21 protein-coding genes and 1 other RNA gene are annotated in these 24,986 nt (G+C 62.0%); 3 read left to right on the top strand and 19 right to left on the bottom strand.

What is annotated here, in order from left to right; translation table 11 throughout:
- Positions 1-392: 392 nt before the first annotated feature.
- Positions 393-2,057, bottom strand: a complete 1,665-nt coding sequence (gene ftsZ, locus LG281_RS17730; protein ID WP_404403100.1) for a cell division protein FtsZ — start codon at positions 2,055-2,057, stop codon at positions 393-395.
- Positions 2,058-2,523: 466 nt separating this feature from the next.
- Here ftsZ and LG281_RS17725 point away from each other — a divergent pair, with 466 nt between their 5' ends.
- Positions 2,524-3,003, top strand: a complete 480-nt coding sequence (locus LG281_RS17725; RefSeq protein WP_404403098.1) for a VOC family protein — start codon at positions 2,524-2,526, stop codon at positions 3,001-3,003.
- A gap of 144 nt (positions 3,004-3,147) precedes the next feature.
- On the opposite strand, the gene LG281_RS17720 is transcribed toward LG281_RS17725, so the two are convergent.
- Complete coding sequence (locus tag LG281_RS17720) at positions 3,148-3,822, bottom strand: ArsR/SmtB family transcription factor (RefSeq protein WP_404403096.1); 675 nt, start codon at positions 3,820-3,822, stop codon at positions 3,148-3,150.
- A gap of 78 nt (positions 3,823-3,900) precedes the next feature.
- Between LG281_RS17720 and LG281_RS17715 the strand changes: the two genes are divergently transcribed.
- Together LG281_RS17715 and LG281_RS17710 are read left to right on the top strand one after the other, a co-directional pair.
- Positions 3,901-4,629 (top strand): MBL fold metallo-hydrolase, encoded by a 729-nt coding sequence (locus LG281_RS17715; RefSeq protein WP_404403094.1) that lies wholly within the window; start codon positions 3,901-3,903, stop codon positions 4,627-4,629.
- 6 nt (positions 4,630-4,635) lie between these two features.
- Positions 4,636-5,868, top strand: a complete 1,233-nt coding sequence (locus LG281_RS17710) for an MFS transporter (protein ID WP_404403091.1) — start codon at positions 4,636-4,638, stop codon at positions 5,866-5,868.
- 173 nt (positions 5,869-6,041) lie between these two features.
- Here LG281_RS17710 and LG281_RS17705 read toward each other — a convergent pair whose 3' ends face one another.
- From LG281_RS17705 to rnpB, 17 genes are all read right to left on the bottom strand, one after another.
- Positions 6,042-6,548: a hypothetical protein gene (locus LG281_RS17705; protein ID WP_404403089.1), complete on the bottom strand. Its 507-nt coding sequence runs from the start codon at positions 6,546-6,548 to the stop codon at positions 6,042-6,044.
- Between the two features lie 105 nt (positions 6,549-6,653).
- Positions 6,654-7,970: a cell division protein FtsA gene (gene ftsA / locus LG281_RS17700; protein WP_404403087.1), complete on the bottom strand. Its 1,317-nt coding sequence runs from the start codon at positions 7,968-7,970 to the stop codon at positions 6,654-6,656.
- Positions 7,967-8,902: a cell division protein FtsQ/DivIB gene (locus LG281_RS17695; RefSeq protein ID WP_404403085.1), complete on the bottom strand. Its 936-nt coding sequence runs from the start codon at positions 8,900-8,902 to the stop codon at positions 7,967-7,969. The genes ftsA and LG281_RS17695 overlap by 4 nt, the downstream gene beginning before the upstream one ends.
- 32 nt (positions 8,903-8,934) lie before the next feature.
- Complete coding sequence (locus tag LG281_RS17690; RefSeq protein WP_404403083.1) at positions 8,935-9,855, bottom strand: D-alanine--D-alanine ligase; 921 nt, start codon at positions 9,853-9,855, stop codon at positions 8,935-8,937.
- Positions 9,856-10,094: 239 nt separating this feature from the next.
- On the bottom strand, positions 10,095-11,084 hold the full coding sequence (gene murB / locus LG281_RS17685; protein WP_404403081.1) for a UDP-N-acetylmuramate dehydrogenase: 990 nt from the start codon (positions 11,082-11,084) through the stop codon (positions 10,095-10,097).
- The gene (murC, locus tag LG281_RS17680; protein WP_404403079.1) at positions 11,081-12,505 is read right to left on the bottom strand and encodes a UDP-N-acetylmuramate--L-alanine ligase; all 1,425 of its coding nucleotides are present in this window, start codon (positions 12,503-12,505) and stop codon (positions 11,081-11,083) included. Before murC ends, murB begins: the two co-directional genes overlap by 4 nt.
- A gap of 305 nt (positions 12,506-12,810) precedes the next feature.
- Positions 12,811-13,914: an undecaprenyldiphospho-muramoylpentapeptide beta-N-acetylglucosaminyltransferase gene (murG, locus tag LG281_RS17675; protein WP_404403077.1), complete on the bottom strand. Its 1,104-nt coding sequence runs from the start codon at positions 13,912-13,914 to the stop codon at positions 12,811-12,813.
- 51 nt (positions 13,915-13,965) lie between these two features.
- Positions 13,966-15,150 carry an FtsW/RodA/SpoVE family cell cycle protein gene (locus LG281_RS17670; RefSeq protein WP_404403075.1) on the bottom strand — a complete coding sequence of 395 codons (1,185 nt, stop codon included), beginning with the start codon at positions 15,148-15,150 and terminating at the stop codon, positions 13,966-13,968.
- A gap of 464 nt (positions 15,151-15,614) precedes the next feature.
- On the bottom strand, positions 15,615-16,700 hold the full coding sequence (mraY, locus tag LG281_RS17665; protein ID WP_404403073.1) for a phospho-N-acetylmuramoyl-pentapeptide-transferase: 1,086 nt from the start codon (positions 16,698-16,700) through the stop codon (positions 15,615-15,617).
- 2 nt (positions 16,701-16,702) lie between these two features.
- Positions 16,703-18,112 (bottom strand): UDP-N-acetylmuramoyl-tripeptide--D-alanyl-D-alanine ligase, encoded by a 1,410-nt coding sequence (gene murF / locus LG281_RS17660; protein WP_404403071.1) that lies wholly within the window; start codon positions 18,110-18,112, stop codon positions 16,703-16,705.
- Positions 18,113-18,121: 9 nt separating this feature from the next.
- Complete coding sequence (locus tag LG281_RS17655) at positions 18,122-19,573, bottom strand: UDP-N-acetylmuramoyl-L-alanyl-D-glutamate--2,6-diaminopimelate ligase (RefSeq protein ID WP_404403069.1); 1,452 nt, start codon at positions 19,571-19,573, stop codon at positions 18,122-18,124.
- A 6-nt stretch (positions 19,574-19,579) separates the two neighbouring features.
- Positions 19,580-21,292 carry a peptidoglycan D,D-transpeptidase FtsI family protein gene (locus LG281_RS17650; RefSeq protein WP_404403067.1) on the bottom strand — a complete coding sequence of 571 codons (1,713 nt, stop codon included), beginning with the start codon at positions 21,290-21,292 and terminating at the stop codon, positions 19,580-19,582.
- Entirely contained in the window at positions 21,289-21,678 is a 390-nt protein-coding gene (locus LG281_RS17645) for a hypothetical protein (protein WP_404403065.1), read from the bottom strand. Before LG281_RS17645 ends, LG281_RS17650 begins: the two co-directional genes overlap by 4 nt.
- A complete protein-coding gene (gene rsmH, locus LG281_RS17640; RefSeq protein ID WP_404403063.1) occupies positions 21,675-22,661 on the bottom strand; it encodes a 16S rRNA (cytosine(1402)-N(4))-methyltransferase RsmH in 987 nt (328 codons plus the stop codon). Before rsmH ends, LG281_RS17645 begins: the two co-directional genes overlap by 4 nt.
- Before the next feature lie 166 nt (positions 22,662-22,827).
- Positions 22,828-24,210, bottom strand: a complete 1,383-nt coding sequence (locus tag LG281_RS17635) for an MATE family efflux transporter (RefSeq protein ID WP_404403061.1) — start codon at positions 24,208-24,210, stop codon at positions 22,828-22,830.
- A 124-nt stretch (positions 24,211-24,334) separates the two neighbouring features.
- Positions 24,335-24,562, bottom strand: a complete 228-nt coding sequence (locus LG281_RS17630; protein ID WP_404403059.1) for a hypothetical protein — start codon at positions 24,560-24,562, stop codon at positions 24,335-24,337.
- Positions 24,558-24,953: RNase P RNA component class A (gene rnpB / locus LG281_RS17625), an RNA gene on the bottom strand. Before rnpB ends, LG281_RS17630 begins: the two co-directional genes overlap by 5 nt.
- Between the last annotated feature and the right edge of the window lie 33 nt (positions 24,954-24,986).

The following is a 24,986-nucleotide window of genomic DNA, read 5'->3' as shown; positions in this document are numbered from 1 at the left end:
ATGGGTGGAGCCGCCCGCATGCTGGAGCGTGTCCTAAAAAAGCACCCTCTCGGACCTGATCCGGTAAGGGCATCGCTTTTTCGTCTCGAACACGCAACCACTCAAGAACCAGAGCATATCGTGGCGAATGCAGTTCGGCGCAACATGCTCTAGCAAACGCTCTTTAACGAAAAACGATCCGACGGGAAACCCGCCGGATCGCTGTAACCTGATAAATATTGAATATCGCTTAGAGCCTGACCGGGAATTCGGTGGCTGAGGGCCGGCGAGGGATTTTTGTTCGGAAAAAGCGGGAAATCGGGGGCAATATCAGGCATATTGGCTTCGATTTCCCGCTTTTTCCGGGCAAAAAGACCCGCCGGACCGACCCGCCCGAATTTTCGGTCAGGCTCTTAACCGTGGCGCCGCAAAAACGCCGGGATTTCAAGCTGTTCGGACGCTGCCGGCCGCGCGGGGTTCTGCCGTCCATGGGCATCCGCCTGCCCCGAAGCGCCTTCGGTGTGACGCGGTGCCGCAGGGCGCGACGGCGCGGCTTCGATGGCGCTGCGCGCCGCCGCATCGTCGAATTCGGACTGCCGCCGGTCGATTTCGTGCTCATGCTCGCCGTCACCGCCGAGGTTGAGCCCCACATTGGAGGCCAGCCGGCGGAATAGCGCCCGCGCATTGCGCGGCTCTTCAGCCTTCGGCTGCTCCATCTGCTGCCGCGCGACGGCGGGCATCTCATCGGCCCGCGGCATGCGCCGCTGCAAGGCCGGGCGTTCCGCCCCGGAAGGCACATAAGGCTTGGGCGCCTCGGCTTCGGGCGCACGCGGCGCTTCTTCGACCGGCTGCGGCGCCGGAGCGCTCGGAACGTAAGGCTCGATCGTGACCCCGCTGTCCTCTCCGGCCTGCACCTTGGGCGCGGCCCGGCCCTCGCGAATGGCGCTTGCAACAGCGGCCTCGAACTGCTCGTCGCTCATATGCGCGGCAACGTCCGCACGCTGCGCCTGCTGAGGTTCGGCCTGCTGCGGAGCAGCTTCGGCGGCCGGGCGGCGCGCCTGAAGCGCTGCGCGATTGGCGTTCGGCTTGATCGGATCGAGCGCCTGCACCATCAGCGCATCGGTCCCCGTTGCCACCACCGAAACCCTGATCTTGCCCTCGAGTGTATCGTCGAAGGTCGCCCCGAGGATGATATTGGCATCCGAATCCACTTCCTCGCGGATCCGGCTCGCCGCCTCGTCGACCTCGTAAAGCGTCATATCCTTGCCGCCGGTGATCGAGATCAAAAGCCCGCGCGCACCCTGCATCGACACATCGTCCAAGAGCGGATTGGCGATCGCCGCCTCCGCCGCGTGCCGCGCGCGATCCTCGCCCTCGGCCTCGCCCGTGCCCATCATCGCCTTGCCCATGCCGCGCATCACGGCGCGCACGTCGGCAAAGTCGAGATTGATCAGCCCTTCCTTGACCATCAGGTCGGTGATGCACGCAACGCCCGAGAACAACACCTCGTCCGCCATCGCGAACGCATCGGCGAACGTCGTCTTCTCGTTGGCGACCCGGAAGAGGTTCTGGTTCGGAATGACGATCAGCGTATCGACATGCCGATGGAGCTCGTCGATCCCCTCTTCGGCCAACTTCAGTCGCCGGTTACCCTCGAACTGGAACGGCTTGGTCACCACACCGACGGTCAGAATGCCCTGTTCCCGCGCCGCACGCGCGACGACAGGCGCCGCGCCCGTACCGGTGCCGCCGCCCATGCCCGCGGTGATGAACACCATATGCGAGCCCGAAAGGTGGTCGTTGAGTTCGTCGAAACTCTCCTCGGCCGCCGCGCGCCCGACTTCCGGATGCGACCCCGCACCCAGCCCCTCGGTCACCCCGACGCCAAGCTGAATGACGCGTTGCGCGCGCGAAAGCGCCAGCGCCTGCGCGTCTGTATTGGCAACAACGAACTCGACCCCCTCGAGCCCGGAATTAATCATGTTGTTGACAGCGTTACCGCCCGCGCCGCCCACGCCGAACACCGTAATTCTCGGCTTGAGTTCCTGAATTCCCGGGATCTGAAGGTTGATAGTCATCTCTGGCCCCATAGTGGCTGTGTAACCAAGATGTACCGCTCAATTCGTTAACCGGGCCCTAACAACTCTACCGATTCCATTAACCAAACTGCAATTTGCGAGGCTTGACAGCCGCAAAGTCACCATCGGTTAACCCTGATTTGTTCTCGCCGCCCCACCCCGCAATCGTTACGTCGCCCCTACCCCTCGGTCGTCTTCCGCGGGCTTGACCCGCGGACCTCGCACCGGTGCCTCAAGCGCTATCGCCAAGGTGAGGCTGCGCGGCCGCTGGGACGAGCCCGCTGGCGTCCGGTTTCGGGCATCGCACCATCCCGTCATCCCGGATTTATCCCCGGACAAGGGTGAAGGACTGTCCCGAAGGGCCATCCAGCGCACGAAAGGACGCACCCCGGCCATTCTTGACTCAAGAACAAAACCATTTCATTATATAACCTCCAAGATATTTAAACCCCAAGGAGCATCCCTTATGTCCCGCATCACCCCGAGCCTCTGGTTCGACAACAACCTCGAAGAAGCGATGGACTTTTACGCCGCGATCTTCCCCGACACCAAGATCCACGGCATGACCCGTTACCCCGAAGGCGGCATGGGCGAGCCGGGCGCGGTGATGACGGGCGATTTCGAACTCCTCGGCCAGCGCTTCAACGCCATCAACGGCGGCCCCAACTACAAATTCAACGAGGCCATCTCCTTCATCGTCGACTGCAAGGACCAGGCCGAAGTCGACCACTACTGGGAAAAGCTCCCCGCCGATGGCGGCACCGAAATCCAGTGCGGCTGGGTCCGGGACAAATTCGGCATCTGCTGGCAAATCGTCCCCCGCGCCCTCTACCGCACGGTAACGGGCAGCGATCCGGAGGGTGCAAAGCGGGCGACCCAGGTAATGCTCAAGATGAAGAAGTTGATCGTGGCGGAACTTGAGGCGGCGTATGAGGGACGGGGCTGATGCAGGACCGGGCTGTCGGTTCGATCAGATCATGCTCGAAACCCCGAATGCAATCAGACCGCTAACCGAGTATCCACGTCGAGAATAGGGCTGAGAGGGGACCGTCGGCTTTTGGCTCCATTGTCCGGAAATCAGCCATTGGTGCTATCGAATGACGTCCTGTGAAATTTCCAGTCCAGCCAAGCGCCATTGCGGCAGGCCGCCTTCCAACCGACGTGCCTCGAACCCGGCCTTGCGCAGCGCGGCTACCGCCTCGAAGGCGTAGACGCAGTAGGGGCCACGGCAATAGGCAATGATTTCACGATCCTTTGTCAGGTCGCCGAGGCGCTGCTCGAGTTCCGCCAACGGAATGTTGGTAGCCCCCGGAATATGGCCTGCCGCGTACTCGTCGGCTGGCCGAACGTCCAGCACTGTCACGAGGCCCGCCCGAGCGCGTTCGAGCAGTTCCTCGCGTGATACCGGTTCCATCCCGTCGCGCTTGTCAAAATAGCCCCGAACGATGCGGTCCATTTCCGCCGCATGCTGTTCGGTCACCACTCTTAGTGCCGAGATCAGCGCGATCACCTCGTCCCCGGAAACTGAATAGAGGATGAACTTTCCGTCCCGCCGTGCGCTCACCAGCCCGGCGCGCTTGAGCGTCTGCAAATGCTGGGAGGTGGCTGCAACCGTCATCCCGGTGCGTTCGGCCACGGCTTCGACGCTGCGTTCTCCTTGCGCCAGCAACTCGATGATTTCGATCCTGCCAGCATGGCCTAGGGTTTTGGCGGTCTGGGCAAACTGCTCAAAGACAGCGCGCTTGGGGGAGGCGGTTGACATCATGCTTCGATTCACATTATCACATTCAACGGAATTACTGAATGTATTAAGTCGACGTTCTTGTCAAGGAGTGACCACGCCATGATCGTCCGCCAGTTCCTGCATACCGATCCTGTCGGCGCATCCTATCTTCTCGGCTGCGGCGGAAAGGCATCGGGTGCTGTCGTCGACCCTATCGGCCCGATCGAACCCTATCTCAAGGCGGCCGAACACACCGGTATGAAAGTCCTCTATGTCATCGACACCCACGTCCACGCCGATCATATCTCGCCGGGCCGCCAGTTGGCCGAGGCGTCGGGCGGTAAATATGTGCTGCACGAACGTGCTGATGTGGCGTTCGACTTTCACAAAGTTGCCGAAGGCGATGTGCTCGAGCTCGGCAACGTGACGCTGCAGGTCATGCATACGCCGGGCCACACGCCCGAGCATATTTCCCTGCTCGTCACAGACCGCACACGCGCGAGCGAACCCTGGTTCGTCGTGACAGGCCACACGCTCATGGTCGGCGACCTTGGCCGCACCGAACTGGCCAGCAGCGCCGAGGACGGTGCGCGCAGCCTGTTCGCCAGCGCCCAGCGGCTCAAGACCCTTCCCGATCATATCGAAGTGCTTCCCGGTGCATTTTCCGGGTCGGTCTGCGGACGCAAATTGTCCGGCAAGCCCACATCGACAATCGGGTTTGAGCGCCGTTTCAACACAGCCTTCGCCATTGAGGGCGAATCCGATTTTATTGCCGCAATGGTTGCCGACATCCCGTCGCCCCCGCCCGGTGCGGCGCACACCCGCGCCCTCAATGCCGGGCGCGGTTGATCCTCCATGACAGCAATCGTGCCCCAGTTCGGCATTGCCGAGAACCGCACCCAGTTTGTCCATCAACTCGTGCAGGTTCTGCTCGTCGGCTTCGCGATCGGAATGACGCGAACGGTCGTTCCCGCGTTGGCCGAAAGCGAGTTCGGATTGGAGCGTGGTTCCTTTGTGCTGCTGTCGGCCTTCGTTATCGCTTTCGGCGTGGTCAAAGGCGTGCTCAACTTCGTTGCAGGTCGCCTGTCGGAGCGGATCGGGCGCAAGAAGGTTCTTGTGCTCGGTTGGCTCGTCGCGCTTCCTATCCCGTTCATGATCGCCTTTGCGCCCGACTGGAACTGGATCGTCGCCGCGACGGTTTTGCTTGGCATCAATCAGGGCCTTTGCTGGTCCATGGCGCAAACGTCCAAACTTGACCTTACCCGACCCAACCAACGGGGCGTCGTCATCGGACTAAATGAATTCGCCGGCTATGTGGGCGTTGCACTGGCGGGTATAATCACCGGATATGCGGCAACACTGATTGGGCCGCGTGAAGGGCTGCTCGCCTTCGGCCTGATCGTTGTCGGGTTTGGACTGGCCTTGTCCGCCCTTTTCGTTCGCGACACCCTCCCATGGGCGCATTCCGAGGCCAAATCTGCTGCGGCTGCGCCTCTTTCCACCTGGGAGGTTTTCACATTGATGTCCTGGCGCGACCGCAGGTTGGCGGCGATTTCCCAAGCAGGCCTTGTCGAAAAGTTCGTCGATGCGCTTGTCTGGGTCATCTACCCCGTCTTTCTGTTCTCGCGCGGCTTGAGCCTGCCGGAAATCGGCTGGGTCGTGGGTATATACGGTGTTGTCTGGGGCGGCTCGCAACTGGTCACCGGCCCTCTATCGGACAAGGTCGGCCGTCACTGGCCCAATGTTTCGGGCATGTGGATATGCGGTGCAGGTGTGGCCATGATGGTCCTTGGAGAAGGCTTCATCTGGTGGTCCCTGTCGGCGGCTGTTTCGGGCCTGGGTATGGCGCTTCTCTATCCCAATCTTTCAGCCGCCGTGGCCGATATCGCTGCCCCGATCTGGCGCGGCTCGGCCATTGGCATATACCGCTTCTGGCGCGACCTCGGCTATGCCATCGGCGCCTTTGGCTTCGCGCTGGCCGCAAACCTCTCCGGTCAGATCGAGGTAGCCTTCTGGTTTGTAGCCGTTGCAATGCTGGCTTCGGGCATAGTGCTACTCATCTGGGGCGAAGAGACGCGACCGCATTGAAACGTGCGGCGAAATGGTGCGTTGTTCGAGCGCCCCGGGACAGACAGCTTTCGGGTTTGCTGGCGACAATAACGAACGTCCGAAATGGCGTCGGAAGCAGGCATTTGCGGGCCAAAACCATCAATCTCAAAGCGGCCCCAGGAGTTCTCTGTACGTACAGCGACCGGCCCCCCTCAAATCCCCCGGCTATCATACGCCCAATGCAACAACGCCTGCCGCTGCCTTGGCCGGCACGTCCAATCGCGCGGCTCACAATTGCGGCGAAGCTGGGCCACGTGCCGCACTATGGCCTTCCAGCGCCCGATCTGCCGCGCATCCTCTTCCGGCATGCGCCGCCCCAGAAAATAGCGGCAATACCACTGGAACCAGCCGCGCGGATCGTCGGGGTGGATCCAACCCTTTTCCCGCCACACGCTGAGCGGCTGGCTGGCGTCGACCCCGAAAAAGTTGAGCCGCACATCGCGCGTATCCGAGAGTTTGGCGTGCGTGAACCAATCCTGGGGAAATTCGCTCCGGCAGTCGGTCATGTATTTCCCGCCAAAGACCCCCAGCGCAAGCATCTCCGCCGGTGTCAGGTCCGGCTTGAAATCGGGATGGAAATTCTCGCCGGCGGGCTCGGTGAGGACATAGCTGTAGCCCGTCTGCATCCGGTCGTTCACCGTAACCCGCATCGGTCTCATCCCCGCCTCCCGAGCGCGCCCTTGGAGCCTGATTTAAAAGTCGGCGGCGGAGGGCTGGCAAACAAGACCCGCCAGACCGACCCGGCCGACTTTTAAATCAGGCTCTCAAACAAACCCCGACTTCAACCAGCTCCCCACCCGCGCGAAATACCCGTCGCTCCCCGTGAGCTTCCGCGCCGGCTTGGGCTGCACATATTCGCTCCCACACACCTGCGGATAGACCAGCATCCCCGCAACGGTGGCGAACCCCGGCCCCTTGGCCATCTCCGGCAGCCCCGAAATCCCTAGGGGCCGCCCGTTGCGCACATTGCGCGCCAGCATCCGCCGCGCCAGTTCGGGCAGGCCGGTCAAATCCGAAGCCCCGCCGGTCAGAACGAACCGCCGCCCCGAAACGTCCATCATCCCCGTCGCCTGCATCCGGTCCTTGATCGCAGTGAGGATTTCCTCCACCCGTGGCCGGATGATCCGCGTCAGCACCTCGCGCGGGATCGAATTGGGCGTCTCGTGTGAGCTCGCGCCGATGGGCATGATGGTGATGACGTCGCTCTCGTCCCCCTGCCCCGGCAGCGCCGAGCCGTAAAGCGTCTTGAGCCGCTCCGCATCGGCCACCGAAATCGAAAGCTGCCGCGCGATATCGAGCGTGATGTGGTGCCCCCCGATCGCCAGCGCATCGGCATAAACCAGATGCCCCCCGTTAAAGACCGAAACCGATGTCGTCGCCCCGCCCATATCGACGCACGCGACCCCCAGTTCCGCCTCGTCGTCGACGAGTGTCGCCAGCCCGCTCGCGTAAGGCGTCGCCATCAGCGCCTCGACCTCGAGATGGCATTTGTTGAGCGCCAGTTCGATATTGCGCATCGCGAACGTCTCCGCGCTCACCACAGCAACGTCGACGCCCAGCGTCTCCCCCACCATCCCGCGCGGATCGCGGACACCCTTGGCGCCGTCGAGCGCATACCCGATCGGCAGCGCGTGGATAATCGAGCGCTCGTCCCGTACGCTCCGCTCATTGACCGCGATCAGCACCCGCGAAATATCCGCCGCCTCGACCTCGTGCCCGTCCAGCGACACGCTCGCGGAAAACGTCTCGGACCCCAGCCGCCCGGCGGTGACGTTGACGATCACCGATTGCACGGTGATCCCCGCCGCCCGCTCGGCCATCCCCACCACCGACCGGATCGCGAATTCCGCCTTGTCGAGGTCCGTCACGACCCCGCTCTTGATCCCCGCCGAGGGCCCGTATCCGAACCCGATGATCTCCGCCATATGCGTGCGCCCGCGCAAGGAGCGCCCCTCGCCCCGAGGCACCAGCCGCGCAATCACGCAGCAGATCTTCGTCGAGCCGATATCGAGCACGGTCACGAGCGAGGAACGCCCCGGCTGGACAGGTTTGAGCCGCGAAGTCATGGCATCGGTCATCATGAGGATGGCTCTTCTTCTCGTTGAGTGGGCCGCACCGCGACATATTCGGGCACCCGCATATCGATAAGATCGAGATCGCGGTCCAAAAGCTGATACTCGGCCTGATACGCCCCCAGCCGCTCAAGCGCCGGCACGACCCCGGTCTCCGGCAATTGCACCCGCAACCCCGTGTAATAGATCAAATCCCACCGCCGGTCCGCAATCCGCACCAGCGCTGCAAGATCCGGCGTCACTTGCGGGAACCGCTCGATGAGATTGACCATCGCCAGCGCGTCGTCCCCCGCCCCCGCGCCGATCACCAACGGCAGATCCCCGTTCTCGAACCGCGCCCGCGCAATCGGCGCCCCCGTCGCGTCGATCAGATACGTCTCCCCATCCATCCGCCACCGCGCCACCGGCGTCTTCTCGGTGATCGTCACATTGAGCGTATCGGGATAAACCTTCCGGATCGTCGCGCTCGCAACCGAGGGAATATCCTCGATCCGCTGCCGCGCCGCCTCCGCATCGAACGTAAACGTCGTCGTGAAATCGTTGACATCGAGCGCCGCGATGATATCGGCCTCCCGCGTCAGCGCCTGCCCGGTCATCGAGATCTGCGCGACACCCAGCCCCGCCTGCGCCGCCCGCCCCGAAACGACATCCGCGCCATAAAGCACGCCCTGCCCGATCTCGTCGCGGAACACATACGCGCCAAGCACCACCACCACGGCAACGATCAGCGCCACCACCCGCAGCACCAGTTTCCGGTGCAGCACCCAAAGATGCCCCAGCCCCACCAATATCCCCCGCCGCCGCTTGAGCACGACGGGCAAATTCTTGCGCGCAACGACCGGCGACCGGTCCCGCGCAAGCGGCACCATGGGCGCGACAGGCTTGATCGTGGGCCGGCTGACTTTGGGCGCGGGCGAAGGCGCGCGCGGCGCGGTCGTCATGTCTGGCGCATCGTCAGGGACGTAAGCGCGCCTTATCGATTGCAACTCGCGTCCTCCACGATCCAGCTGACCAGCTCTTCGAAACTATGCCCTGCATGCGCCGCCAGCTCGGGGACCAGGGACGTTTTTGTCATGCCCGGTTGGGTATTGATTTCCAGGCACACCAGTTCACCGTCGTCACCGCCGCGCGGGTCGTAACGGAAGTCGCTTCGCGTTACCCCCCGGCAGCCGAGCGCAGCATGCGCATTAAGCGCCATTTTCTGTACTTTTTCGTAAATTTTCGATGAAACCGGCGCCGGAAGAATGTGCTGCGACCCACCCTCGGCGTATTTCGCCTCGTAATTGTAAAACGCGATATCTGTGACGATCTCGGTGACCCCCAGCGCCACATCCCCCATCACCGCGCAGGTCAATTCCTTGCCGGGGATGAACCGCTCCACCATCAGCTCTTCATCGCCGTCCCAATCGTTCCGCAAGATCTCCTGCGGCGGATGCTCCTGCCCCTCCTTGACGATGAAGACATTGACGCTCGACCCGTCATTATAGGGTTTGACCACATAAGGCGGCATCATCACATGCGCCTTGGCGATCTCGGCCCGCGACGCGATCACATGGTCCGTCACCATCACCCCCGCTGCCTTGAACATCACCTTGGCCTGATGCTTGTCCATCGCCAGCGCCGAGGCGAGCACGCCCGAATGCGTATAGGGGATCCCGAGGATCTCCAGCATCCCCTGGATCGTCCCGTCTTCCCCGAACCGCCCATGCAGCGCGTTGAAGACCACGTCGGGATTGAGCTCCCGCAACACCTGCCCGATATCGCGCCCTACATCGATCTCGGTGACCTCATACCCGCCATTGCGCAAGGCCTGCGCACACGCCGCCCCGGAATTGAGCGAAACCTCCCGCTCATGCGACCATCCGCCTTTGAGTACGGCTACGTGCTTGGTCATGCGCTGTTCGTCCTGTTCTCGTTCGTTTGCCACAACGGCATAAACACGCGCGGCTCCCCTTCTCCCCTTGAGGGAGAAGGTGGGCTTTCGCGACAGCGAAAGGTCGGATGAGGGGTGCTCTTTGCTGAGGCCGCAAGCCCCCCTCATCCGCCCCTTCGGGGCACCTTCTCCCTCAAGGGGAGAAGGGTATCCGTGCTCCGCGCGAGCCTCCGCACTCCCCTCCCCCTTGTGGGAAAGGGTTAGGGGTGGGGGTATTCCGCCGCCGCAAAAACCTCGCCGTCCAGAAACTCCCGCACCTCCTGCCCCGGCACGAAATACCCCATCCGCCGGATCTCCCAGGAAAGCGAAATCCCCGAAGTCTCCCGCACCCGCTTCCGCACGGTCTCCCCGAGCGTCTCGATATCGTGCGCCGAGGCCGCATCGAGGTTCAGCAAAAAATTCGTATGCAATTGAGAAACCTGCGCATCCCCGATCCGCAAGCCCCGGCACCCGGCCGCGTCCACCAGCTTCCACGCCGAATGCCCCTCGGGGTTCTTGAACGTCGACCCGCCCGTCCGCCCTCGCGTCGGCTGGCTCGCTTCCCGCATTTCGGTAATCTCGCGCATCCGCGCTAAGATCGCGTCCTTGTCCCCCGGCACGCCCTCATAAACCGCCGAAGTGAAAATCACTCCCTTGGGCCCGTTCGACTTGCGGTACTTGTATCCCATCTCGGCATTGGAAAGCGTCACCACCTCCCCGGCCCGCGTCACCCCGCGCAATGTAACGACACGCTCGTTCGTCTCAGTCCCATAACACCCGGCGTTCATATAAAGCGCCCCGCCGATCGCCCCGGGGATGCCGCGATAAAAGCTCAGTCCGTCGATCCCCGCCTGCGCCGCCGCCGTCGCGACCTTTACGTCCGGAAGCCCTGCCCCTACGCGCAGCTTGGTCCCGTCAAAAACCTCGATCTCGCCGAACCCTTTCGACGGCAGCCGGATGACAACTCCATCTATCCCCCCGTCCCGAATGAGCAGGTTCGACCCCGACCCGATCACGGTGACCCGAATCTCCTCGGGCAAATTCTTCAAAAAGAAAACGAGATCGTCTTCATCCGCCGGCTGGAAATAAAGCTGCGCCGGCCCGCCCACGCGGAACCAGCTCACCTTGGCAAGCTCCTGGTTCGGCGTCAGCGATCCTCGAACCTCTGAAACCCACGGCGCAAGCCGCGGCAAAAGATCGGGAAAACTCATGCCTGGACCTTCTTGTCCCCCAGCGCGGCTTCAAGCTCGCGCGGCAGCGCTGCTGCCCACTGCGTGATATTTCCGGCCCCCAGGCACACCACATAGTCGCCCTCGGCCGCCCGCTCCGCGACGATCTCCGCGAGCCCCTCCGGCCCGGCGATCACCCGCGCATCGCGATGCCCCCGCGCCCGCATGCGGTAAACGAGTTCCTCGGCGGAAACGCCGTCCATCGGCTGCTCGCCCGCCGCATAAACCGGTGCCACCAGCACCGTGTCGGCATCGTTGAAGCAACCGGCAAATTCCTCAAAGAGGTCATGCAACCGCGAATACCGGTGCGGTTGCACCACCGCGATCACATCGCGCTTGGTCGATTGCCGCGCCGCCCGCAGTACCGAGGTGATCTCGACCGGATGATGCCCATAGTCGTCAACAACCGTGATCCCGTCGACAACACCGGTCACGGTAAATCGCCGCTTAACCCCGCCAAAAGCCCTCAGCCCCTTGCGGATCGCCTCGACCGACACTCCGAGCTGATCCGCCACCGCAATCGCCGCGGTCGCGTTGAGCGCGTTGTGCAGCCCCGGCATGGGCAGCTCCAGGCCCTCGACCAGCCGCCCCACGCCCGTCACCTTGTCGCGCAACGCCACCGAAAACCGCGAAACCCCGTCAACAGTCTCAATATCGAGAAGCCGCACATCCGATTGCGGATTCTGCCCATAGGTGATCACCCTCCGGTCCTCGATCTGGCCCACGAGCGATTGCACCGTCTGATGATCGAGGCACATCACGGCAAAACCGTAAAACGGCACGTTCTCGACAAATTGCGCGAAGGCCTTCTTGACCCCCTCGAAATCCTTGTAATGGTCCAAATGCTCCGGATCGATATTCGTCACCACCGCCACATCGGCCGGAAGCTTCACGAACGTCCCGTCGCTTTCGTCCGCCTCGACCACCATCCACTCACCCTGCCCCAGCCGGGCATTGGTGCCATAGGCATTGATGATCCCGCCATTGATGACGGTCGGGTCCATGTCCCCGGCATCGAGCAGCGCCGCAACCATAGACGTTGTCGTCGTCTTCCCATGCGTGCCGCCGATAGCGATGGCATTCTTGAACCGCATGATCTCGGCCAGCATCTCGGCACGCCGCACCACCGGCAGCCCCCGCGCCCGCGCCTCGTCGAGCTCGGGATTGCCCTTCTTGATCGCCGATGAGATCACCACCACCGCCGCATCGTCCAGATTCTCGGCCTTCTGCCCGATCGCAACCGGTATCCCCATCTCCTGCAGCCGCTGCACGTTCGGATTGGCGGCCATATCGGATCCGCGCACGGGATAGCCTTGGGTATGCAGCACTTCTGCAATCCCGCTCATCCCGATCCCGCCGATCCCAACAAAATGCACCGGCCCGATTTCGCGTGGCATTTTCATGAAACTGGTTTACCCCTAATGTTCTGATTGCTAGCACACACGGCGCTGATCGTGGTCACCGGGCCCGCCAGGAGCACTCTTCCCTTCTCCCCTTGAGGGATTGAGGAGTGTGCCAAAGGCCAAATCGCTCCGGTGGAGCGATTTGAACGACGAAAGTGCCCCGAAGGGGCGGATGAGGGGTGCCTGCGGCCTCAGCAAAGAGCACCCCTCATCCGACCTTTCGCTGACGCGAAAGCCCACCTTCTCCCTCAAGGGGAGAAGGGAGACCGTGCCTCGCACGCACGTTGCAGCCCACATACCCATGCTCAAGCCCCCCTCAACTTCCCCGCCGCAGCCTCTTCCACGAGGTCCGCAAGCCGCTCGACGGCGTCCGCATGCCCCACGCCCCGCGCCGCGATTGCGGCGGCTTCGAGCCGGCTCGGGTGAGAAAAAAGATCGTGAAGCTGGGTCGCAAGAGATTGCGGTGAAAGCGTGGCCTGATCCACCACCCAGGCTCCACCCGCTTTTTCCATCACCAGCCCATTGGCCCGCTGGTCCTGGTCGAGCGATCCCGGCAACGGCACAAGGAGCGCGGGCCGACCGATCACCCCCAGTTCCGTGACGGTGGAAGCACCCGCCCGCCCGATCACCAGATGCGCGTTGGCGATCCGTTCGGGCATATCCTCGAAAAAGGTTGAGAGTTCCACATTGACCCGCGCCGCCCGATACGCCTCGGTCACACGTTCCAGGTCTTCCTCGCGGCACTGCTGGACCACCTCCAGCCGGCGCTTCAATCGATCTTCGAGCAAAGCGATTGCCGGCGGCACGAGATCGGAAAACGCCCGCGCGCCCTGGCTCCCGCCGAACACAAGCAGCCGGACCGGACCGGCCTCGGTCATGTCAGGATAGGGGATTTCCGCAACCTCGCGCACCCGGTCGCGCACCGGGTTGCCTGTCAGCCGCCGCACGCCGCTGAATTTTTCGGCATGGGCCGTATCGGCAAAGCTCATCGCCAGCGCGTCGGCGAACCGGGTCAATGCACGGTTCGCGCGTCCGAGCACGGCGTTCTGCTCGTGCAGAATTCCCGGAATGCCCATGAGCGACGCCGCCACGAAAGGCGGAAAGCACGGATATCCGCCGAACCCGACCGCGACATCCGCGTCGATCCTGCGCAAAATCCGCCACGACGCACCGATCCCGCGGCTGATCGTCAGCCCCGCCCGGATGAACTTCAAGGGGTTGCGGATCGACGGGGTTGCCGCAGGCACGACATGGATTTCCCGCGCCGGAAACGTACCCCCATGCTGCGTCGCGCGCTTGTCCGTAAGAAGATGGACCTCATGACCCCGCCGCCGCAATTCCTGCGCCAGCGCGAGGGCGGGAAACAGATGCCCGCCGGTGCCGCCTGCCATCAAAGCGATTGTGCTCATAGCGGGGCAATACCTCTGCACACGGGATGCGATGCGCTCAAACTCAAGCCGTTAAATTCCTCTAGTCGCATCTCGCTTGACCGCACTGCGGATAGGCAAGCCGGTCGCGAAGGTTTCCTCGGGCTTACGCCGCGTGAGCGCGAGCAATAAACCCATCCCGAAAGCAATCGCAATCATCGATGTGCCGCCATAGGAGACAAAAGGCAGCGTCATGCCCTTGGGCGGAATGAGATTGAGGTTCACCGTCAGATTGATCGCCGACTGCACGCCGAACTGAATCGCGAGCGCACTCGCGGCCAGCCGGTTGAAGAGCGAATGCTGGCTCTGCGCCAGAATGAGCGCGCGGATGACGATAAAGCAGATCAGCCCCACCAGCATCAGGCAGAACAGGATTCCGAACTCACTCGCCCCCGCGGCGAACACGAAGTCCGCATGGGCGTCCGGCAAATACCGCTTGGCGACGCCCTCGCCCGGCCCCTTGCCGAACCACCCGCCCTCGAGCAGCGATTCAAGCGCGCGTTCGGCCTGGTAGTTGTCGCCGGTTTCGGGATTGATGAACGCGTCGATGCGCCCCGCCACGTGCGGGAAGACGAGATAGGCGATACCCACGAGCCCCATCGCGCCCGCGCCGAGGATGCCGATCAGCCACCACGAAATCCCCGTGAGGAACAAAAGCGCACCATAGGTCGCAACCATCAATGCGGTCTGCCCGACATCCGGCTGCAGGAGCAAAAGCGCTACGATGACGAGAAAGAACGCCAGCGTCAGCGTCTGCCCCGGCACGTCGCCGCGTTTCATCTTTTCGGCAAGGAACCACGAAGCGATCACCGCGAAAGCCGGTTTGACGAATTCCGAAGGCTGGATCGTCTGCCCGAAAATAGAAATCCACCGGTGCGCGCCTTTCACTTCCGTACCGTAGCGCAGCACCAGCCCCAGGAGCACGATCCCGCCCACAAGCGAAACGAGCGCGCTGATCCGGATCCATTTGACTGGCAGGAACGACGCACCGATCATGACTGCAAGCGCAGGGATCGTGAACAGCGCATGCCGCGCCACGAAGTGCCATGCCCCGAGCCCCAGCCGTTCGGCCACCGGCGGAGAAGCCGCAAAGCTCAAGAGCATCCCGAACGCCATCAGTGCAATGAGCGCGAACAGAAGCTCGCGATCGATCGTCCACCACCATTCGGCAATCGGCGTCTTTCGATCGCGGGAAAACCAGGCATTGATCGCGGTCAAGGGGGACACTCCGGATACGCGAGGGTACAGGCGGCAACGGCGCGACCGTTGCAGAATGCAAAACTTACCCAAAATGGGTTACCATTTCGCAACCATCCGGACTTAGAGCCTGCCCCAAAAGTCCGCGGCTGAGGATTGGCGAGGGATTTTTGGTTGGAATTGAAGGGGAATTTTGGGCAATATTGGACATATTGGCTAAAATTCCCCTTCAATTCCGGCCAACAAAGACCCGCCAAGCCGACCCGTCGGACTTTTGGGGCAGGCTCTTATCCCCGCGCCTCACAACGGGGCTATGATTCCGACCGGCCCCTCAATCGGGGAAACCAAAAACCGCCCCACGATGAATCCAGAAGCGGAAAAGCCCGGAATCTTGCCGATTCCGGGCTTCACGATGGTTTCATTGTGGTCATCGTAGGCCGCTATGGCGTCATCGATTGTTCCATCGTCGCGATCGATGAAAATGCCTAGCGCAGCTTGAGCGACGAAAGCCCGATCAGCGCCAGAACCATCGCAATGATCCAGAACCGGATCACGATCTGGCTTTCGGTCCAACCGAGATGTTCGAAGTGGTGATGGATCGGCGCCATCTTGAAAACGCGTTTGCCCGTAAGGCGATACGAGGTCACCTGCACGATCACCGACACCGCCTCGAGCACGAAAAGCCCGCCGACAATGGCCATCACGATCTCATGCTTGGTCGCCACCGCAATGGTCCCCAAAGCCCCGCCCAGCGAGAGCGAACCGGTATCGCCCATGATGATCTGCGCCGGCGGCGCATTGAACCACAGGAACCCAAGCCCCGCCCCGATCAGCGCACCGCACACGATCGACAGCTCGCCCGTCCCAGGCACTTGATTCAAAAGAAGATATTCAGAATAGACAGTGTTCCCGACCACGTAAGCGATAAGCCCGAACGCCGACGCGGCGATCATCACCGGCACGATGGCGAGCCCGTCGAGCCCGTCGGTCAGATTGACCGCATTGCCCGCGCCGACAATGACGAAGGCCCCGAAAACAAAGAAGAAAATCCCAAGATCGAGCGCGAGATCCTTGAAGAACGGAAACAGCAGCGAGGTTCCATAGGTCTGCCCCGTCTGCCCCGCGATCATAATGCACGCCACAACCGCAATCACCGCCTCGATCGCCAACCGCTGCCGCCCGCCAAAACCCTTATGATTCTGATGCTTAACCTTGAGATAGTCGTCGTAAAACCCGACCAGTCCAAAGCCCGTGGTGACCAGCAGAACGGCCCAGACATAGACGTTCGTAAGGTCCGCCCAAAGCAAAATCGAAACCAGCGCCCCGGACAGGATCATCAGCCCGCCCATGGTGGGTTTGCCCTTCTTGGTGATGAGATGGCCCGCCGGCCCATCCTCCCGGATCGGCTGGCCTTTGCCCTGCCGCACGCGCAGCGAATTCACCATACCGGGGCCGAACAGAAAGACGAAAAACAGCGCCGTGATGATGGCGCCGCCGGTGCGGAAGGACAGGTAACGGAACACGTTGAACACCTGATAGGTGTCCGCAAACTGTTCCAGGAAATACAGCATTCTTATCTCTCGTTTTCTGGGCCGAAAGCCCCGCGAATCCGGGCAACCAAGGCCCCCAGCCGGACGCCATTGGACCCTTTGAGCATAACTGAGTCGCCCGGCGCAAGGCTCGCGATCACGGCTTCTGCAATCTCGTCGACCCCCTGTGCCCAGCCCGCAACAAGCCCATTGGGAAGTTCCCGCGCCAGCGCCCGCATATGATCCCCGACAAGGAACACAGCGTCAGGTCCTGCGGCCTCGACATCGAGCGCCAACTCCGCATGGAGCGCACCCGAGGTGCTCCCCAGTTCCCGCATATCTCCAAGCACCAGAACCTTCCGCCCGGCGCCCTTGGGCATCTGCCCGAACACTTCGAGCGCCGCCCGCATCGAAACGGGATTGGCGTTATAGCTCTCATCGATCAGCCTAAGCGGGTTCTCGGATGGCCCGAACGCATACGCCGCCCCCCGCCCTTCGGGCGCCCCATGCGCCGCCAGCGCCGCGACAGCAACTGCCGGATCGACACCGAATTCCCGCGCTACAAGCAACGCCGCAAGCCCGTTGGAAAGCGTATGCCGTCCCGGCGTCGGCACTGCCAATTCGAGGTCGAGCCCATCCCCGACAACCCGGCCGTGCCCGGCCACGCCATCCCATGCATAGTCCTCGATCCTCACATCCGATGCCTCATCGAATCCATACGTCAGAACGGCGACTTCCGCGTCGTCCGCATGTCGTATGAGCCTGCGTACATATGCATGGTCATGGCTCAAAAGCGCCAGTCCGCCTGGCTCCAGCCCCGCAAGGATCTCGGCCTTGGCGTCAGCAATTTGCTCAACGGAATCAAAGAACTCCAGATGCGCCGCCGCAACCGATGTAATCACCGCCACATGCGGGCGCACCAGCCGGGAAAGCGGCGTGATCTCACCGGCATGATTCATCCCGATCTCGAAGACGCCGTATTCGGCATCCTGATCCATCCGCGCCAGCATCAGCGGCACGCCCCAGTGATTGTTGAAGCTCTTGATGGACGCATGCGTCGGCCCGGCAGCGCTTAAAACCGCCCGGATCGCCTCCTTGGTCGAGGTCTTCCCCACGCTCCCGGTCACCGCTGCAATTCTGGCCCCGCTGCGCTCCCGCGCGAAATGCGCCAACCCATAAAGCCCGTCAAGCGCCTTGGGCACAACGATCAACGGCAGCCCATGCATGCCGCCCGCCTTCTCCTCGCTCACCAGTGCGGCGGACGCGCCGGCCTCAATCGCCTTGGTAACGAAATCGTGCCCATCGAAATTTTCGCCCTTGATCGCGACGAACAACGCACCGGACGCAATCTCGCGGGAGTCGATAGAGATCGAATTCACCCCGTGCGCAGCGATATTCTCCGCCCGTCCGCCGGTTGCTTCGAGGATTTCGGCAATGGTATGAAGCGCAGCCAAAGCGCCGTCCTAACCCTTCGCAATCGCCTCGGCGACAGCCTCGTGATCAGAGAAGTGATGCTTGGTCCTGCCGATGATCTGGTAGTCCTCGTGCCCCTTGCCCGCGACAAGGACCACGTCGCCCTTCTCCATCATACCGACGGCTTCAGCGATGGCTTCGGCCCGACTCCCGATTTCCCTGCCCCCCGGTGCGGCAGCCAGGATTTCAGCACGGATGGTCATTGCGTCCTCGGTCCGCGGGTTATCGTCGGTAACGATGACAACGTCAGCCAGATCAGTCGCGATCTTGCCCATTTCCGGCCGCTTGCCCTTGTCCCGGTCCCCACCGCAACCGAAGACCACGATCAGCCGGTTCTCCGCCACCGGCCGCAGCGTTTCAAGCACCACCCGTAACGCTTCGGGCTTGTGCGAATAATCGATAAAGACGTTCCCGCCATTGCGAGAGCCCGCAAATTCCAGCCGCCCCTTGGCGCCCTCAAGATGCTCAATTGCCGCCATCGCAATCTTCGGATCAACCCCAGTGGCCATTGCGAGCCCCGCCGCCACAACGGCATTGGACACCTGAAACCGCCCCACAAGCGGCAGGAAAACGTCGAACGGCTCGCCCACGAGCTTGCCCGTGATCCGCTGCCCACGGCCCTCGGTGATGACCTCCTCGACAGCGATGTGCGCCCCACCCTCGCCCACCGTGAACACCGTCGAACCGTGATCGAGCGCCGCAAACATGAACGCCATGCCCTCGTCGCTGTCGGAATTGACGACCGCCGTCGCCTCCTTGTCGATCAACTCGCGGAACAGCCTCAGCTTCGCATCGCGATAGGTTTCGATGTCGTTGTGATAGTCGAGATGGTCGCGATAAAGATTGGTGAACGCGACCGCCGAAAACCGGATGCCATCAAGCCTGCGCTGGTCGATCCCGTGACTCGAAGCCTCGAGCGCAACATGCTCAACGCCCTGCTTCTTGAGATCGGCAAGCGTCCTGTGCAGCGAGAGCGCGTCCGGCGTGGTCAGTTCTCCGGGCACATGCGTATCGCCCACGGTCAGCCCCAGCGTACCAAGGCTCGCACCCTTGATGCCGGCGTGTTCCCAAATCTGGCGCAAGAAGGAGACGACCGACGTCTTGCCGTTGGTACCCGTTACCGCCACGCAATGGTCCGGCTGCGGCCCGGCAATGCGCGCCGCCGCCTTGGCATAGGCCGCCCGCACGTCCTCAACGACCACAACCGGCACGCCCGGGTTGCCTTCGGGCACAGCGTCGCTCACCAGCGCCTTCGCCCCCCGACCGATCGCGTCGCGCGCGTATACCGCGCCATGACTGCGCGAACCGGGTAAGGCAAAGAACAAATCGCCTTCTCCGATCAGGCGGCTGTCCGCATTGATACCGTTCACCTCGAGGGCTGGTTCGACCTGGCCTTTGGCCGCGGGGCCGAGCAGGTCGGCGATTGAATAGGGCAAGGTCATTTGTCCTCAGAATCGCAGTTGGACGGGTACGAGATTGTCGTCGATAGCAGGATCGGTGTTGGGCTGAATCCCGAGCATCGGCGCAATCCTCGCGACAATACGACCGGAAACCTCGCCAGCGTTCCAGCCCGCGGTGCGGCCCGTTTGTTCGTTTTCCGGCTTGGGTTCGTCGACAAGAATGATCATGGCATATTGCGGATTGTCCAACGGGAATGCGGATGCGAAAACCGCAAGACTCTTTTCGCTCGAATAACGCCCGTCGACAACCTTTTCCGCCGTACCGGTCTTGCCGCCCCAGCGATAGCCTTCCGCAATCGCGTTACCACGGCTCCCAGACCCCTCAAGTGCATTGAGGCGCATCAGGTAGCGGATATAGTCGCTTGTCTCGCGCGAAACGACCTGCGTTGCCAAGGCATTCGCTTCCGCTTCGGTCCGCGTGAGCAAGGTTGGTTCAATGAGCTTCCCGCCATTGACGAGCGCACTCACCGCGCGAAGCATATGCATCGGCGTCACGCTCAACCCATGACCGAACGATGCCGTCGCCGCCCCGACTTCGGAGAAAGTCGAGGGAATGGACGATGCCGTGACCTCAGGCAACTCCACCACGGGTGTGTCCTCAAAGCCAAGCCGGGTAAGAAAGGCCCTGAAATTATCCTTGCCCATCGCCTGCATCATTTTGATCGTGCCGATGTTGGATGAATATTTGTAGACCTCGGGCACCGAGAGAATCCGGTATTTGCCGTGGAAATCCTCGATCGTATAGCGCCCGAAGCGCACGCCGAACCGGGCATCGATCTGATCGGTGATCCGAACCGCGCCGCTATCGAGCGTCGCAGCAAACGTGATCGTCTTGAAGGTCGAACCAAGCTCGTATTTCGCTCCGGTGATCCGATTATACCGCCCCTCTTCGAGCATCCCGGAGGGAGTGTTCGGGTCGAAATCGGGCAGAGAGACCAGCGCGACGATCTCGCCGGTATGGACATCCATAATCGCGCCGGCCGCGGCAATCGCCTGATAGCGCTCCATCGCGTCGACAAGCTGATCATAGACCACATGCTGCACACGAAGATCGATCGAAAGGTTGACTGGGTTGAGCGCGCTGTCGCGCGCCAGCCCAAGCTCCTGCAGGAGCCCCAAATCGGTGCTGTCGTCGAGATACATTTCCATCCCGGCAATGCCGACATTGTCGATATTGACCGCCCCCATCACATGCGCCGCTACCGGCCCACCGGGATAGAACCGCTTGGTTTCGGTCAAAAATCCAATCCCCGGAATACCAAGATGCATAACCCGATCGCGCTGGGCAGGGGTTAATTCCCGGGCAATCCAAACGAAGCCCTGATCTCCCGTCAGCCGGTCGCGCAACCATGCCGGATCGAGGTCTGGCAACACTGTACGCAACGCGTCGGCGGCCTCGTCAACGTCGAGAATGCGGCGTGGTTCGGCGTAAAGCGACGGCACCTGAATATCCACCGCCATCTCGATCCCGTTGCGGTCGAGAATGGGTGGCCGCGACGCCATGATAGCCGCGCGCGCCTGCCCCTCAACGGCGGTATCGAGGTCCATATTGCCCAACCAGACCAGCCGGCCGCCCATAACCAGAAATACCGCCAGCACAAAGGCCATCGCCCAGCGGATACGCGCACTCGTGAGATTGCCTCGTGCCTTCCGCGTGCCATCGAGCGCAATCGTCGGCTGTTTGGACGAGATCGCGCTCATAGGATACCCTCCAGAAGAGAGCCGATAGGGTCAGATTCGGTTTCGATAGACTCGAACAGCGCGTCGAGCGATTGGGTGTCGAGTCGCATTTCAGGCCTCATAGGCAGTTCGGCAAACGTTCCAAACTGCTCGATCTCGGGCACGTGCAGGTTGAGCGTCTCATTGTGCCGATCGACGATCGCCTGCAGCTGTGTCGGTTGGTTGAGGTACGCCCAGTCTGCCTTGAGGATCGACAATGCGGCCCTCTGCCGCGCGATGTCATCCTCAATCGAGCGAACCTCATCCGCTGTCGTTTCGGCCATATGTTTTTGCGCATAGACCCCCACGAGCATGAGCGTGGCCATGAACGCCAGAACGATGTTGATGTTGCGCAGACGTCGGATCATGCGGCACCCCGCACAAACCCTGGAACACCCAGGCCTTCTGGACTTCTCGGACGCGCTGGCGCACCTGTTCGCACCGCGCTCCGCAACGTCGCCGACCGCGCCCGTGGGTTGCGTTCAAGCTCGACAGTACCGGCCTTAACGGGCTTGCGGATCGGTCTCCAGCTTGGTTCGGCCTGGCTCGTAGCGGGCATGTGCCGCGACTGCAGCCCGGCCGTCTTTTGCGCATCGAAGAACCGCTTGACGATACGGTCTTCAAGCGAATGAAACGTCACCACCGCCAACCGCCCGCCTTCGGACAAGGTGCGCTCGGCAGCGAAAAGCCCACCGACGAGTTCATCGAACTCCCGGTTGACCGCAATGCGCAATGCCTGAAATGTCCGCGTCGCGGGATGTTGCGCGCCCGGCTTGCGCCCGATTGTTTTCTCGATTACCTGTGCCAGCCGCAGCGTGTCCTCGATCTTTTCTCCGGTCCGCGCCTCAACGATTGCTTTGGCGATCCTCCGCGACGCACGCTCTTCCCCATAGGCAAAGATGAGGTTCGCGAGCGCCTTTTCATCGAGATCGTTGATAAGATCCGCAGCGCTCGTGCCGTCCTGGCTCATCCGCATATCGAGCGGCCCTGCCTTCTGGAACGAGAACCCGCGCCCGGCCTGATCGAGCTGCATCGAGGAAACGCCTATATCGAGCACAACGGCATCGACCGGCGCGCCGGAAACGAGCGTGTCCAGTTCAGCGAACCGGCCCGCAACGAACGTGAACCGGTCTGGAAATTCAGCGGAAACGGCGTCGGCGAATGCTTTCACGCCCGGATCCCGATCGATCCCGACGACCGAAGCACCAGCCTTGAGCAGAGCACGAGAGTAACCGCCAGCGCCAAAAGTACCATCGACAACACGTGCACCATCGAGCGGCCCAAGCGCTTCGAGCACCTCGGTCAGTAAAACCGATTCATGGGATGATTCCGGACCCGAAAGCTCGCCCATAGCCTCTTGATACTCGACAGGTTTAGCCGCGCGGCCAAACCGATACTCATGCGTTACGCGACAAAAGTGGCAAATCTACACTTTGCCTCAGATTGCACGGGAGACTTTAAGATTCTGTTTCCCAAACAGCGTGGGGCCGACCCCTTACGCCCGGCCCCATTGGGTTCTATCGCGCCATGAAGAGCCCCAAACGCGGTCCTCCTCCTCTGGCGGCATGTGCCAGAACCGCCGCCGTCAGCGCCGCCAGCACAGTCTCGGCAACCGGACCCGCTATCCAAATTCCGGTTTCGCCGAAAATCCAAGGCAAAAACAGCGTGAGCGGGAGCATCAACGCGTAGGTTCGCGTCAAGCCAAGCACCGCCGTTCGCCGCGCGTCTCCGATCGCCTGGAAGTATCCCACGATCATGACCTGCGGCCCAACAAGCAGGTAAACGGCCGTCATCACCGGTAGGATTCGCCCGACCTCCGCCGCAACCAACGGATCGTCGACGAAGAGATAGCCCCAACTGTCCCTGAAAACGAACAATACCGTCTGGGCCGTCAACGAGAACGCCAGCGCAACACCGATCGACAAGCGCAGCGTCGCATCCGAACGCTCGAAAAGCCCTGCGCCATAATTATTGCCGACAATCGCCTGCAACGCCTGGCTCAGACCGAGCAGAACAAGAAAGGTTAGCGACAGGATACGGTTGATAACACCATAGGCTGCAACGGTCGTTTCGTAATGCTCCGCCCCGAACTGCTGGACCATCGCGATGACGAGGCCGCTGCCCAACGCCAGCCCGACAAACGTTAGACTCGGCGGTGCGCCCAAAGAGAGATACCGCAGCCACCCCACGCCAAGACTGTCCACGCTGAACGTATCGAGCCGCAAGCGCGTCCGTCCGGCAATACGGAACCCGAGCACGGCAACGAGCGCACACGCCTGCGCCGCAACCGTTCCAAGCGCCGAACCGGCGACCCCGAGTCCGAATACGCCGATGAGCACATAGTTGAAGCCGATATTGGCTAGCGACACCATAAGGCTTAGCCCTGCCATAAGCCCGACCCGGCCTTCGACGCGCAACGCATCCGAATTGAGGCTCAGCATCATCGCCACAGGCGAAAAAGCAATTGTTATCGCAAGATAGACGTTCGCCATCTTCGCGAGGTCCGCCTGCCCGTTAGCAGCCGAGAGAATGACCGACCGCCCGAAAACGATGAAAGCGACGATCACAAGCGCGCAGACGGCAAGTCCCAGGCCATGAGCGCCCCAAAAGGTCGCCCGCGCCTCCTCGATCCACCCGCCGCCGAATTGACGCGCCAGTTCGCTCGCCATACCGGCGGAAACCATTGTCGCCAGTGCCACCAGAAGCATGACGATTGGAAAAATAACGGTGACGGCGCTGAGTGCCGCCGGCCCGACAAACACCCCCAAAAAGATCGCGTCCGCTATCGTCAGAAGCCCGTTGGTGGCCATGACAGCGATAATCGGAAGGGCTGTCATGGCGTAAATCCGACCGATCGGGCCGTTGGTATAAGGATTGTGGTCTGAATCTCGTAAAGTCATGATTTCGCGTTCCTCACGCACGAGCGCATCCGCCCGCCGCGTGATGCGCGGCAGTTGCAGGAGCGTTCGAATAATAGAAAGACCGGTCGATACCGGCCGCAGACCTGGCACGCACTTCGCGCGCTCAGGCGTTCTCTATACTGAAGAGGAAAGGTTTGGCATCCGCCATCTCCCGCTCGGCTGGTTCGGAAGGCAAGGATGGGGCCCGCATTGCCATCGCACCGAACACATCAAAAAGCGTGATCTGGATGCGTAAAACCGGAACTTCACCACGACGAGAATCGTCGGCGGGCGGCAGGCGTCCGGAACCGAAGATTATCGTAGGGTAATCATGCGTGAGCGTCAAGGTCACCAGTTGACCTGTAAGCCGGGTTCTGTAGGGCGATGCCCCGAAGGACACCGCGCGGCGACCATTCATCTAGGAGGCCTGTTGCCAGACCTCTCATGCAACCAACCCGGACGACGAGCCGTGAAAACGCGGCCGGAGCCGAAGCTCCCATCGTCCCTATTCGGTTTTGCTCCCGGTGGGGTTTACCGTGCCGTCCCCGTTGCCGGGTCCGCGGTGCGCTCTTACCGCACCCTTTCACCCTTACCCTCCGAAGCCGTGGCGAAGGAGGGCGGTTTGCTTTCTGTGGCACTTTCCCTGGGGTCGCCCCCGCCGGGCGTTACCCGGCACCGTGTTTCCATGGAGCCCGGACTTTCCTCCCCGCGAAATCTCGCGCAGCGGTCGCCCGGTCAACTGGTGACGTCCGTCAGATAGGGTGCGCGAGGGAGAC

Source organism: Pelagibacterium halotolerans, from assembly GCF_044811015.1.
Classification (GTDB): domain Bacteria; phylum Pseudomonadota; class Alphaproteobacteria; order Rhizobiales; family Devosiaceae; genus Pelagibacterium; species Pelagibacterium halotolerans_A.
Note: the sequence above shows the minus strand (reverse complement) of the source record. Positions and strands in the feature narration are given on the sequence as shown.